11 protein-coding genes are annotated in these 13,294 nt (G+C 48.7%); 3 read left to right on the forward strand and 8 right to left on the reverse strand.

The genetic code is table 11. The features are described 5' to 3' along the window. Positions 1-16 precede the first annotated feature (16 nt). The 5 genes from ACTL32_RS16720 to ACTL32_RS16740 form a co-directional block, all read right to left on the reverse strand. Positions 17-1,384, reverse strand: coding sequence for an MmgE/PrpD family protein (locus ACTL32_RS16720; protein ID WP_441342530.1), 1,368 nt, complete (start codon positions 1,382-1,384; stop codon positions 17-19). Positions 1,385-1,389: 5 nt separating this feature from the next. Continuing rightward, positions 1,390-2,184 (reverse strand): enoyl-CoA hydratase/isomerase family protein, encoded by a 795-nt coding sequence (locus tag ACTL32_RS16725; RefSeq protein WP_441342531.1) that lies wholly within the window; start codon positions 2,182-2,184, stop codon positions 1,390-1,392. Positions 2,185-2,241: 57 nt separating this feature from the next. Continuing rightward, positions 2,242-3,171, reverse strand: a complete 930-nt coding sequence (locus ACTL32_RS16730) for a hydroxymethylglutaryl-CoA lyase (RefSeq protein WP_441342532.1) — start codon at positions 3,169-3,171, stop codon at positions 2,242-2,244. A 314-nt stretch (positions 3,172-3,485) separates the two neighbouring features. Then, on the reverse strand, positions 3,486-3,866 hold the full coding sequence (gene pcaC, locus ACTL32_RS16735) for a 4-carboxymuconolactone decarboxylase (protein ID WP_204891268.1): 381 nt from the start codon (positions 3,864-3,866) through the stop codon (positions 3,486-3,488). A gap of 108 nt (positions 3,867-3,974) precedes the next feature. After that, on the reverse strand, positions 3,975-5,012 hold the full coding sequence (locus tag ACTL32_RS16740) for a DctP family TRAP transporter solute-binding subunit (protein WP_441342533.1): 1,038 nt from the start codon (positions 5,010-5,012) through the stop codon (positions 3,975-3,977). Between the two features lie 407 nt (positions 5,013-5,419). Here ACTL32_RS16740 and ACTL32_RS16745 point away from each other — a divergent pair, with 407 nt between their 5' ends. Both ACTL32_RS16745 and ACTL32_RS16750 read left to right on the forward strand, forming a co-directional pair. Continuing rightward, on the forward strand, positions 5,420-5,917 hold the full coding sequence (locus ACTL32_RS16745) for a TRAP transporter small permease (protein ID WP_441342534.1): 498 nt from the start codon (positions 5,420-5,422) through the stop codon (positions 5,915-5,917). After that, a complete protein-coding gene (locus ACTL32_RS16750; RefSeq protein ID WP_441342535.1) occupies positions 5,905-7,167 on the forward strand; it encodes a TRAP transporter large permease in 1,263 nt (420 codons plus the stop codon). The genes ACTL32_RS16745 and ACTL32_RS16750 overlap by 13 nt, the downstream gene beginning before the upstream one ends. Positions 7,168-7,765: 598 nt before the next feature. Here ACTL32_RS16750 and ACTL32_RS16755 read toward each other — a convergent pair. From ACTL32_RS16755 to ACTL32_RS16765, 3 genes are all read right to left on the reverse strand, one after another. Further along, positions 7,766-9,064: an amidohydrolase gene (locus ACTL32_RS16755; RefSeq protein ID WP_441342536.1), complete on the reverse strand. Its 1,299-nt coding sequence runs from the start codon at positions 9,062-9,064 to the stop codon at positions 7,766-7,768. Positions 9,065-9,097: 33 nt separating this feature from the next. Continuing rightward, positions 9,098-10,627, reverse strand: coding sequence for an AbgT family transporter (locus ACTL32_RS16760; RefSeq protein ID WP_441342537.1), 1,530 nt, complete (start codon positions 10,625-10,627; stop codon positions 9,098-9,100). Positions 10,628-10,722: 95 nt separating this feature from the next. Further along, a complete protein-coding gene (locus ACTL32_RS16765; protein WP_441342538.1) occupies positions 10,723-11,904 on the reverse strand; it encodes a M20 metallopeptidase family protein in 1,182 nt (393 codons plus the stop codon). A gap of 136 nt (positions 11,905-12,040) precedes the next feature. Between ACTL32_RS16765 and ACTL32_RS16770 the strand changes: the two genes are divergently transcribed. Next, positions 12,041-13,273: a Zn-dependent hydrolase gene (locus ACTL32_RS16770; RefSeq protein ID WP_441342539.1), complete on the forward strand. Its 1,233-nt coding sequence runs from the start codon at positions 12,041-12,043 to the stop codon at positions 13,271-13,273. The last annotated feature ends 21 nt before the right edge of the window (positions 13,274-13,294 follow it).

Genomic DNA, 13,294 nt, shown 5'->3' on the forward strand with positions numbered 1-13,294 from the left:
CATTTCCAGGCAGCTCTTAAAGCGCTGCCATTACTTGTCCGATTTCCGGCACCGTCTCCAATTGCAGGATGGCATCCGCCAGCTCTTCCCGCTTTTGGGCCGGGTATTTGAATGTCATGCCGATAAATTTTGCGCGAAGTTCTTCTGCAGTTACGGCATTTTCAGGGTCGCCTTTAGGAAAATCGGTTTCTTTGCGGACCGTTTCCCCATTTTTGAACACGACTTCCACTGCTGCTCCCCATTGTTTAGGATAACTGGCGTCAATGGCAGGCGCTGTGGCGACTTTTACTTTTTTCGTCAGCGCCCGGATGTCTTCGTTCCATAGTATCTCTTCATTGAAATCCGCAAGACCGGCACTGCCAGTCAATAACGCCAGCGCCGAGCAGAACTGAAGGCTGAACTTTGCCGCATATTCCGTCTGGGGATCGGAATCATCCGTGATGTTCAGCGCCACTTGATAGGATTCCACCGACACCGATTCGATGTCATCAAGCGATGGCCGGCGGTCTTTGAAGATTTCTGCCAGCAAATCGACCGCATGGTGGGTGTGCCGGCAGGAGGCGTGGATCTTGAAAGAGTTTTCCATGATTTTATACTTCCCCCCCAGCCCGTCGGTGATGCGGCTTTCGTCATACGCATCGCTCATCGCCTTGAAAAATCCGCGGTCGCCTTCCAGGATCTTTTGCGGTCCAGTAAATCCTTTTTGTGCCAGCAAAGCTGCCAGCACGCCATTCATCGACGCTTTTGCCGTATGCAATTGCTTGGTCATCGCACCGTCTTCGATGAATTCCCATAGCCCGGCAGCCTGCGTCCCCGCGTTTCCGAGGGCTGAAACCATCTGCTCTTCAGTGAGCCCGAGCAGTTTTCCTGCAGCGGCCGCCGACCCGAAAGTGCCGCAGGTCGCCGTGTTGTGCCAGAAATAATAATGCGACGGGGAAACGGCTTCGCCGATCCGGAAACAGACTTCATATCCTGCGACCACTGCCGCAATCAATTCTTTTCCGGAAAGCTCTTTCCATTCCGCGATTGCAAGCGCCGCGGGGATCACGACCGTCGCCGCATGGATGATCGATCCTTTATGGATATCATCGAGTTCCACAACATGGCTCGCGGCCCCGTTGACGAGCGCCGCATTCAGCACGGACGTTTTCCCTCCGGTCACCGCATGCGCCTGTTGGGCGCCACCCATTTCCTCCGCCAATTCAGCAATCATCCGCACCGGCACTTTCTCAGAACCGGCAATCGCCGAACCGAAATAATCCAGGATGCAAAGTTTCGTGAATTCCACCACTTCCGCCGGCAAGCTTTCGTACGTGAGTTCCAGGCTGTATTGTGCGAGCTGTTTGCTTAATCCTGCCGCTTTTTCTCCTTTTACCTGCTGCATTCCGGTCATCTCCCTTGCCAATTCGGCTTCCGTTTTTCATTGAACGACAAAATGCCTTCCTGACGGTCTTCCGAATTGGCGCATTTATAGTATTGATCCAATTCAATCACCAGCGCCGTGTTCAAATCCGTTTCAAGCCCTGTATTAATGGACTTTTTCAATGCTTTCAAGGAAAGCGGCGCATTTGCGGCGATTTCCTTGGCAATTTCGAGTGTGTCTTCCAGCAGATCCTCTTTTGCCGAGATGCCGTTCAGGATTCCGGCCTCCAGTGCTTTCGGCGCCGGAATCTTATTGCCCCGGAATAGAAATTCCTTGGCCAGGCCTACCGGTATCGCCCGCGGCAGCAACTGGGTTCCGCCGACGCCTGGGATGATGCCGAGCTTCACTTCGGGCAGCCCCATCTGGGCATGATCCGCAGCATAGCGCAAATCGCAGCTGAGGAGCATTTCCATTCCGCCGCCGAGCGCAAACCCGTTGACTGCGGCTATAGTCGGAAATGGGAAATTCCGCAGATGTTCATATGCTTCTTCGAAAATATCATGCTGCTTTTTCCATTGCTCGTTCGTCATGCCTTTGCGCTCTTTCAAGTCAGCGCCGGCGCAGAAACTTTTTTCGCCGGATCCGGTCAAGATTAACACCCGCAAATCCGGTTTTTCCTGAATTTCTTTCAAGCACTCGATCAAATCGATGCCCATCTGCGTGTTGAGGGAATTCATCGCCTCCGGACGGTTCAATTCCAGAATATAGACATTGTCGGAAGCAAAATCCTCTTTCAATAAAATCGTCTGCCAATCAGCCATGGATCCATCCTCCAGATTCTCTTGTTTTTGCGTTTAAAAACTGCAATTTATCACTTCTTATTTGTTCGGCACCGGGTATTTCCGGTCGGAAGGCCCTGCCTTCAGAAGGTAGCTCGGCGTCGGGTGGCCGACAACTGTTTCCAGCGTCCGGGATGCTGTCAGCAGTCCTTCCAGGGAAATGCCTGTTTCGATTCCCATATTGTGCAGCATATGCACCACATCTTCGGTGCAGACATTGCCTGTTGCGCCGGGTGCGAACGGGCAGCCGCCCAATCCGCCGAGCGAGGTGTCGAAGCTGTCGATGCCTGCGTCAAGCCCGGCGAGGATATTGGCGAGCCCCATCCCTCTCGTATTATGGAAATGGAGGTTGAACTTCTGCTGGGGATAAGCATTCTTCAGGCCGCTCAGCAAATCGGACACTTGCCGGGGATTTGCCATTCCCGTCGTATCGGCTAGCGTAATGATGCCGATCTGCATCCTCACCAGTGTGCCCGTTAATTCATGGATGCGCGCCGGCGGTACTTCCCCTTCAAACGGACAGCCGAATGAAGTCGCAATCGAAACGTCCAGGACCATCCCGTTTTTTTCGCAGAATTCCTGGATTGCCTTCAATTCCTCGACCGACTGGGCTGTTTTCTTGTTTACGTTTTGTTCATTGTGCGTATCGCTTGCCGAAAAAACGAAATTTACCCGCTCCACTCCCCGCGAACTTGCGAGCTCCGCCCCTTTTAAATTCGGGATCAAGGCTATCATCGCCGATCCAGCGGGATCAGTGGAAATCGCCTCATACAAATCGCCGCTGTTCGCCATCTGGGGCACGGCTTTGGGGTGGACGAACGAACCGAATTCCACCGTTTGTACGCCGGCCTCCACCAATTGCCGGAAAAGCGTCTCTTTTTCTTCCAGGGAGGCAATTTTTGCTTCAAGCTGCAGCCCGTCCCGCAGCACTACTTCATTGATCTGGACACGCTCCGGAAATTCCATCATCTGCTGTCCTCCTCGCTTTAAGGTATACTTCCTCGTTCTCTCTTGCTGTGCCAATAAAAAATCCCCGCTTTATTCCGGATACATCTGCGATACAGTGAGCGTGTAATTGCAGATCCAAGAAAAGATGTTCTTTTGATATCCTTGACGCTTTTCGCGCTTCTTTTCTCCAACTGTATTTTGTATCCAAAATAATTGCAAAAATTTTTGTCTTTCTATCGGCTGCTATAGGGCTGCTTCATGCAATGGGTGCCGGCTGCCTGAACCAAATGTCCGGGCGGCCGCCCTTGCCCCTTGCTTTTGACACGCTGTTCCCTTTATTCCTTGTCCATTTCGTCAAAAACTTCTTTGGCTGACCGGAAGCTGTCGATTGCAGCCGGAACCCCGCAATAAATAGCGGTCTGCAAAAACACTTCCTTGATTTCATCACGCGTCAAGCCGTTGTTGATAGCCCCTCTTACATGGAGCTTCAATTCGTGCGGGCGGTTCAGCGCTGTAATCATCGCCAAGTTGATGATGCTCCGTGTCTTTCTTTCCAATCCTGGACGGCCCCAAACTTCGCCCCAGCAATACTCCGTCACCAATTCCTGCATCGGCATGTTGAAATCGGTGGCATTGTTGATCGAGTTTTCGACATATTCCGCTCCGAGCACGCTTTTTCTGATTTCCAACCCTTTTTCAAACATTTCTTTGTTCACTGTCATTCTCCTGTCTGTAAAGTTATTTGGATGGCCTGCAATAAACTGAAAAAGTTGGCTATGAACACAGCCAACTTTTTCAATTCCACTCATAGGGACATGAAATGCTTATTGCCCGGCAGCTTCGCGTGCTGCTTCGTATACGTCAGCGCCGATTTCCTCTTCGAACTCATCATAGATTGGCTGAAGTTCCGTACGGAATACTTCAACTTGCTCCGGAGTCAATTCGATGATTTCCACTTCGCCGCGCTCTTTCAGAAGTTCGTACGCTTTTTCGTTCAACGAAATCGCTTCTTCGCGCGCAACTTTTGTTCCTTCTTCCACGCCGGCTTCAACGATCGCTCTAGTTTCTTCGTTTAAACCTTCCCAGAAATCCGTGTTTGTGAAGATCGCATAGTCAACGCGTGTGTGGTTCATGACTGTCATATGCTTTTGGACTTCATCGAACTTTTTGGATTCGATGTTGCTGAATGTGTTTTCCTGGCCGTCTACTACCCCTTGGTCAAGTGCAGTGTAAAGTTCCCCGAACGGAATGGATTCCGAACCTGCGCCAAGAGTCGAATAGATTGCTTCAAGAACTTGTCCGCCTTGTGTACGGAATTTCAATCCGTCAAAATCATCCGGCGAATCGATCGGTCGTTCGTTGTTCGTTACATGCTTACCGCCGTTCGGCCACATTTTCAAACCGAGGACGCCGTCGCCTTCAAGGCTGCTCAAAATCTCCTGGCCTTTTTCGCCATCCCAGAAAGCGATTGCTTCTTCATCATTGTCGAACATGAACGGCAATGATGGGACGTTGAACTGAGGGTTGTTCCCAACGAATTTCGATAAATCCGGTGCGATAAACTGTACGTTATTGGAAACCAAGTTCTGGTATTCATCCTGATCGCCGAAAAGGGAACTGTTCGGGTAAATTTCAACTGTGATTTTACCGTCCGACTCTTTCTCGATATATTCCTTCATCGCCAAAGCCCCTTGGTGCTTCGGTGTATTCTCAGCAACTACGTGCGAGAACTTGATGGTCGTTTCCTGGACGCCTGATTCGGCTTCGCCGCCGGATCCGCTTGTTGTCTCTTCGCCGCCGCCGCATGCTGCCAGGATAAAACCGAAACTTAGTAGAAATAAAGCTAAAGCAAACTTCTTCATGTGCAATTCCCCCTTATTATTATTTGATCCCGTGCTTCCTCACAGCCTGCCAAGTTTCTTGAAAGGGTTTTCATTTCTTATAGCACTCCTCCCGTTTCACTCCACTTTTCTTGCTGTTCGCGAGTCGATTCCTGACGCTTTGATTATTGGATACAACTCACCCCAAAATTATCATAGGAAAAACACAATGTAAAGAAAAATTTTAATTTTCTAACTCTTAGGAAGAAAAATCTTCCTATTTTAATTCATATGATATACCAAAGTTTTTCTGTTTATTTTTTGAATCATTTATAATCTTTATAATTATTTAACTATTTCGTCTTGTTATTGCCTACCAATTATATTATGATTTGTCATAACATCTCGTATCCAAAATACATTAAAGCGAGATAAGGAGGAATTAAAAAATGAAAATCTTTGATTTGATTGAAAGCGCTTTCTCCGCAATTTTGTTCTTGGCGGGCATCGGCGTCAGCCTCTACTCAGTTTTCATGCGCTACGTCATGGGGTCTTCACAGAGTTGGGCGACTGAAATCTTCACGATGCTTCTCGTGTGGGCAATCTTTATCGGTTTTTCTTCCGCTTTGAAAGAAGACAAACATATCGCGATCGATATCATTTACGACCGTGCCGGACCGACTTTCCGGAAAGTTTCGCAAACGGTTACGCTTTTGATCGGCATCGCTTTCAGCGTATTCATCATCTGGAGCGGCTATGACATGGTCATGACAGCTTATGCCCAGCAGATCAAAACGATCGACCTTGGGTTCCCGATCTGGATCAATTACCTGATTATGCCGATTGCAGGGATTTTGCTGCTGATCCGGTTCATCGAAAAAGCATACCGGTTCTTCATTAAGAAAGAGGACGTTACTCACGGGGAGGATATTCTATGGAAGCAGTAATTGTAATTGGCCTGTTATTCCTTTTAGCCCTGCTGCGTGTGCCGATTGCCATCAGCTTGGCAGTTTCAAGCATCATCGGCCTTTATCTTGTCGACTTTTCGTTGGATACGGTCATCCAGCGGATGTTCACCGGCGTCAATAGCACCACACTGATGGCGATTCCCGGATTCGTCTTCGCCGGCCTCATCATGGCGCAAGGCGGGATTTCGAAATACTTGATCGAAGCGATTCGTTCTTGGGTCGGCCATACAAAAGGCGGCTTGTCGGTCGTTACCGTACTAACGTGTATGATCTTCGCTGCAATTTCCGGTTCCAGCCCTGCAACGGCTGCTGCAATCGGAGCCATCATGATTCCGATGATGGTGAAAGCCGGATACGATAAGAAATATTCGATGGGCCTTGTCGCTTCGGCTGGAACGCTCGGGATCCTGATTCCGCCATCCATCCCGCTGATCCTGTACGGCTCGGTTTCTGAACAATCGACCGGCCGCCTGTTCTCAGCCGGTATCATTCCCGGCTTGGTCCTTGGACTGGCTCTGATCATTTATGCCGTAATTGTCGCACATAAAAAAGGCTACGGCGGCCTTCCAAAAGTTCCAATGAAAGACAGATGGGCTCCTACACTCCGCTCCATCTGGGGCTTGTTGATGCCGGTCTTCATCCTAGGCGGCATTTACGCAGGTGTCGTAACGCCTACGGAAGCGTCGTTCCTGGCTGTACTGTATGCACTCATCATTTCATTTCTTGTATACCGCGAATTGGATTTGCGCAAATTCCGCAGCATCCTTGCGGAATCCATCAATACAACCGCGATGATTTTCCTCATCATCGCAGCTGCACTTGTCCTCGGTACGTTCCTGACCACCGAGCAGATTCCGCAGAGCTTTGCCCAGTGGGTCAGCGACAGCGGTTTCAACAAGTGGACATTCCTGTTGATTGTCAGCCTTTTGTTCTTCGTTCTCGGCATGTTCCTGGAGCCGACAGCCATTATTTTAATCACACTGCCGATTCTCTTGCCGATTATTGCAACGCTTGAAATCGACGTCATCCATTTTGCCATCATCATGGTGGTCAATATGGAACTCGGAATGATCACCCCGCCGGTCGGGCTGAATCTCTTCGTCGTCAGCGGGATAACCGGAGAGAAAGTGGAAAGTGTCATCAAGGGCGTCGTCCCGTTCTTCGCCATCTTCATTATCGTTCTGATTATCATCATCATCTTCCCGCAGCTGTCATTGGTCCTTACGTGACGGGTTGGCCATATAAACAAAGAAAAGACGGGGAAGTTTCCCCGTCTTTTTCTTGTTGAGAAAGATATATAATACTTGTCTCTTAATCGATATTCCGCAAAACAGCTTCGTAAAACCCTGTGCTCCTGCGCGCTATGCGCTCGTCGCTCCGCTGCCCCGCAGGCAAGACTTACCCGATGCCTGAGAGAGCAAGTCTTCGACGAAGCGTATAGCGCTGCAACGTTTTTTCATGCCCCAAAGCTAGCGCAGCGATGCAGGGACAGGAGCAGTACGGTTTTCTCCGCTGTTTTGCTTCATATCTCAGATAGCTCTACTAAAACGGATAAAGTTACCAGCTTTTAAAGAGTGAAACCAGCGCCGGCGCGTCCAAGGGCTGGGCGAAGCTATGAGACGAGTGCCCTTCTCGGCTCATAGCGAAAGCCAAAGAGGTGCACAAATGTTTTTGGGCACCTCTTTTGCGACGAGCTTGCGCAGGAGCAATCGTCTTTGCCCTTCCCAAAGCGGCCGAAGCGAGGTGAAAAGTTCATTTTTTTATTAACTTATCTAAAGAAGATTTCTCGACAGCCTGAAAAGACGGGGAAGTTTCCCCGTCTTTTTCTTATGCGTTGCTTAGTTTGACAGCTGCTCTGTACAGCACATCGACCGCTGCAGGCATCGATGCTTCATCAAAATCGAAACGTTCGTTGTGGTGCCCAGCCGCCAAATCGCTGCCGACGATGCAATACGTTGCCTGCCCGCCAAGCTCTTTGACGCGTTCCATATAGTAAGTGGCATCTTCTGATCCCGCGGAATCGGCCGACCATGGTACGACCGTTTTAAAGTATGGGGAAGTCCTTGCAACTTCAGCCAGCGTGTCGACCAATTCCTCGCTCGGCATGCTGCTTTTTGCTTCGCCGACAATTTCGATGGAGGCTTCCACACCGTACATCTTGGCAGCTCCTTCAATGACCGCAAGCGCCTGCTCCCGGATATAATCATTGATCTCTGACGTCTCGCCCCGCGTCTCCACCTTCATCGAAGCCGAAGACGGGATGATGTTGCGGCCGGATCCGGCATTCAGCACGCCTACATTGACGCGCGACGCGCCTGCGGAGTGGCGGGGAATTCCATACAGCCCAAGCACTGCAGAAGAAGCGGCCATCAAGGCATTCCGCCCTTCTTCCGGTTTGCCGCCTGCATGCGCCGCCTTCCCTTTGAATTCGATATCCATTTTCGTCGTGGCTAGAAACCCGGAGTTCCCGGCTACAAATTCACCGGATGGCACCCCAGTCCCTAGATGCATCGCGATAAAGAAATCGACATCATCAACCACTCCGGCTTTGACCAGTGATTTTGCTCCGCGCGTTCCTTCTTCTGCCGGCTGGAAAATCAATTTGATTGTTCCGGTAAGTTCTTCTTTTCCGTCCATCAGTGTTTTTGCAAATCCAAGGCCGATTGATGTATGCCCATCGTGAGCACAAGCGTGCATTTTAGACTCATTCATAGAAGTAAAGCCTTTTTCAAACGGAATATGTCCTTCGCGCATTTCCTCCTGGATATCGAGGGCGTCCATATCAAAGCGGTAAGCGAGCACCGGACCCGGTTTGCCTGTCTCCAATGTTGCGACGATTCCGGTCATGCCGGCTTTGAATCTCGGCAGCCACCCCATATCCGCTCCGTTTTGTTCTGCCCATTTGTAATGCTCATCAAGAACTTCCTGCGGGGGGACGCCCATGCGCTCTTTGGCATCCATGACTTCCTCTGCCACTTTCATCGCATAGCCTAGGGAATCTAGAAATGCGGCTACGCGTGAAGCCGTCCGCATCTCCAGAAAACCAGACTCTGCGTGTTTATGCAGGTCCCTGCGCCAAGTAACCATTTGATCTTGCAATTTCTTATCAATCAGCATTTCTGCCATCAAATCGCTCCTTCTGATTTTTATTCCATTTTTTTACAAATATGGTGTAATTCCAGGACCGTATTGTAGCCCTGTGTAGAAGAAGATTAGGAACATGATGATCCAAACAACCAGGAATGACAAGGTATAGGGAATCATCAATGAAATCAGCGTCCCCATTCCCGCCTTTTTATCGTATTCTCTCAAGAATGACAGAACAACGATGAAATATGGGTTCAAAGGAGTGATAATATTCGTCGAAGAATCTCCGATGCGGTAAGCCATCTGGGTAAACGCCGGATGGTAGCCTAACTGCATGAACAGCGGAATAAATACTGGTGCTTCCAAAGCCCATTTCGCAGAACCGGATGTAATCAGGAAGTTCAATGATGCTGTGAAAAGAATATAGCCGACAATCAAGTAAATACCTGTGAAATTGATTTGGGTCAACAGCTCGGCACCGTTTACAGCTATCCAAGTACCAATATTAGTGAAAGTGAAATAGGCGATAAACTGGGAAGCCGCAAAAATCAGGACGATAAATCCGGACATATCTTTAATCGAATCGGCCATAAAACCGACTGCGTCACGGGAAGTTTTGATGACTCCCACAGTTTTCCCGTAAGCGACACCTAAAACGATGAACATCCCGAGGATGACCGGAACAATCCCTGTAAGAAGCGGCGAAGGAATCAGGCCGCCTTCTTCGTTGCGAAGCGATGAGCCCGGCAAAAAGACAAGCAGCGCCAGGATTGCAAGATAAGCAAGAAGGGCAAGGCCGGCATTACGCAGGCCTTTATTCGCTTTCGGGTGTTCTTCAGCACCCACATCGATGACCATATCGCCTTCGTACTTGCCGAGCTTCGGCTCGATGATTTTTTCCGTAACCAATGCTGCTACAACTGTGAGAACAAATACAGAAACAATGTTGAAGTACCAGTTATCAGCAGGCGTAACGATGAGTTGATCATTCAAGATGGCCGCCGCTTCCGTAGAAATCCCAGAAAGCAATGCATCTGTTCCGACAATCAGCAAGTTCGCGGTGAATCCTGCACCTGCACTCGCGAATCCAACTGCAAGGCCGGCAAGCGGGTGGCGCCCGACTTTATAGAATACCATTGCCGCAAGCGGCGGAATCAGGATTTGGGCAGCATCAGAAGCAATATTCCCCATGATTCCTACAAAAGCGATCGCGTATGTAACCATTGATCTAGGTGCTTTTAAGATCGTCTTCCGGATGGCCATTTCCAAAAGACCTACTTTTTCCGCAAGGCCAATCCCCAGCATTACTGCAAGGACGGTCCCAAGCGGGGCGAAACCGGTAAAGTTTGTCAGCATGGAAGTGACAATGTATTGCAGACCCGCCCACGATATTAAATTTTGAATTGATAATGTTTCTCCTGTCCCGGGATGGACGACAGATGCATCGAACAAACTGAAAATAAACGAACCGATAATGACTGCAATTGCCAAGTAAACAAAAATCATGAATGGATCGGGCAGCTTATTCCCTATCTTTTCGACCGAGTTAAGGAATCTTATAAATATTCCGCCCTGTTTAGTATTCTCTTCCGGCTTTTTCATTTCCAACCTCCTAAAAAGTATATTTATGCAACTTGTGAACATTATATACAACAAACAAAAAATAAATCAACAAAATCCGATAGTTTTATTAATTTTTATTTATCATCGTTCGGATTTCCCAATATTTCCAATGCATTCACCGTAACATCGACCATCGTATTGATGCCGACTTCGAGGGCGTCTTCATTAAAGAAAAATTCAGGATCATGCAAAGGCTTCGAACTCTCTGCGCCTTCTTTGGCACATCCAAGCCAGTAAAAGGCACCTGGAATTTCTGCCAAGAATCTCGAGAAATCTTCGCCCGCCATTGACGGTTCCACTTCGGGAACTGCATCCGGCCCTAAGCCATGCACGGCACTTTCCCGTACAAGACCGGCCCATTGAGGAGTGTTGATTGTCGCATCATACCCATCCACGTATTTGAAATCGATTTCCACTTCATAGGCAGTTTCAAATCCTCGGACCAAGTTTTCCATTCTTCGTTTGACAGTACTTTTTGCTTTTTTGGAATAAGTTCTGACCGTGCCTTTCAATTCCACATTGTCTGCGATGACATTATAGCGATAGCCGCCATTGATGGTTCCGATTGTTACCACTGCAGAATCAAGCGGGTTGATATTTCGGCTCACGACCGACTGCAGCGAAGAAATGAATTCAGCGGTGATGACAATTGCATCCTTTCCCTGATGCGGCATGCTGGCATGTCCTCCAGCACCTTTGATGTTGAAGGAGATGGTGTCTGAGGCACCCATCATTTCCCTGTCTCTTACGCCAATTTGGCCGACAGGAAGATCAGGCCAGACGTGTTGCCCGAAAATGACATCCGGTTTGAATTCTTCAAACACCCCATCATCCATCATCGGCCGGGCACCGCCGATTGGTGAAGCTTCTTCATTCGGTTGGAACACCAGAAGAACTCTTCCGGGCAACCCTGCCTCCATGCCTTTCAGCTTAATTGCTGTTCCAAGCAGCATCGATGTATGTGCATCGTGGCCGCAAGCGTGCATCTTCCCTTCCGCTTTCGATTTAAATTCCACATCCGTTTTTTCGGAGATTGGCAGTGCATCGATATCCGCTCGGAGTGCAACTGTTCCCCCTTCCCTTCCGCCTTCGATGATTCCGAGGACGCCTGTTTTTGCAAATCCAGTTTTAAAAGGAATTCCCGCTTTCTTTAATTCTTCCTGTATCAATTTGGACGTTTCCCATTCCTCCCCACCCAGTTCAGGGTTCTGGTGCAAGGTTCTCCGTATTTCTTTTATATGTTCTATATTCACCATGAAATACTCATCCTCCTTTTATGTATGGCCTTCTTTTTGAGGATATCATAAATTGAAAAAGACATGTGAAGTAATCTCAATTGTTAAAAAATTATGTTACTATTGAACGATATTAATAAAGAAGGGATGATGGCACATGAAAATAAATATTGAAAGATTGATGGCTGATATTGAAAACTTTGCTAAGTATGGATCTCAGCCTGACGGAGGCGTCAGCAGAACCTGTTTCAGTAAAGCCGATTTTGAAGTTCGGCAGATTTTTGCCGATCAACTAAAGGAACTTGGAATGGACTTGGAAATAGATGCTGCCGCTAATATCTGGGGAACATTTGAGGGGGACGGTACTAAAAATAAGCCGATTCTCATCGGCTCCCATCTTGATACCGTGCCAAATGGAGGAAAATTTGATGGTGCACTAGGCGTTCTTACAGGAAAAGAAATCGTGCGGACTTTGCTCGACCATAAACAACGGCTCCACCATCCATTGAAGATCGTGTCTTTCACAGCAGAAGAGGCGAACGACTTTAACTTCGCCACATTGGGGAGTCGGGCGCTTGCAGGGAAAATATCCGCTGCTGACTTAAGCAAAGCTGAGAATAGCGAAGGAATAAAGCTGACCGATGCTATTAAGAGAGCCGGAGGGAATTTAAACAAGATTTCTCCTGCTGAAAACAATTCATTTGCTGCCTTTTTTGAACTGCACATCGAGCAAGGCAGAAAGTTGGAAAAAGAAGGGCTGCCCCTAGGCATTGTCGACCGAATCGTCGGCATTTACCGAGATGCCGTGATTGTTACGGGGGAACAGAACCATTCCGGCACCACTATGATGTCTGAGCGCAGCGATGCCTTAGCCGCTGCAGGCGAAATGGCGGCAGCGGTGCAAAAAGCGGCTAAAGCTCTTCAAACAGATGCTGTGGCCACCGTCGGCAAATTTGATGTATTTCCGAATTCCGCCAATATTATCCCTGGAAAAGTTGAATTTATACTTGAGGTTCGTTCGGCTGATAAGCTCGAGCGCGAATCATTAGCCAAATCCATTCGCCAATCATTCGAGTCCATTGCTACCAACTACAATGTTTCAGTTTCCGCCCAGAACTTCTACGATACACAAGAATGTGAATTTGATAGAAAGCTGATTGATCTTCTGAAACAAGCAGCGGATGCTTCAGATACCCCTTACTCCGTCATGCCCAGCATGGCAGGGCACGATGCCATGCATATCGCCACCCTTGGGAAAGCCGCTATGGTGTTTGTGAAGAGCATCGGCGGAATCAGCCACAATCCAGCAGAACTCAGCCTGCCGGAAGATATTGAGCAAAGCGCAAATGTCCTGCTGCAAGCAATACTGCTGGCTGACAAAAACTTATAGAATAAAAAAACGCCCGTCAAT

Source organism: Planococcus sp. FY231025, from assembly GCF_052078085.1.
Lineage (GTDB): Bacteria > Bacillota > Bacilli > Bacillales_A > Planococcaceae > Planococcus.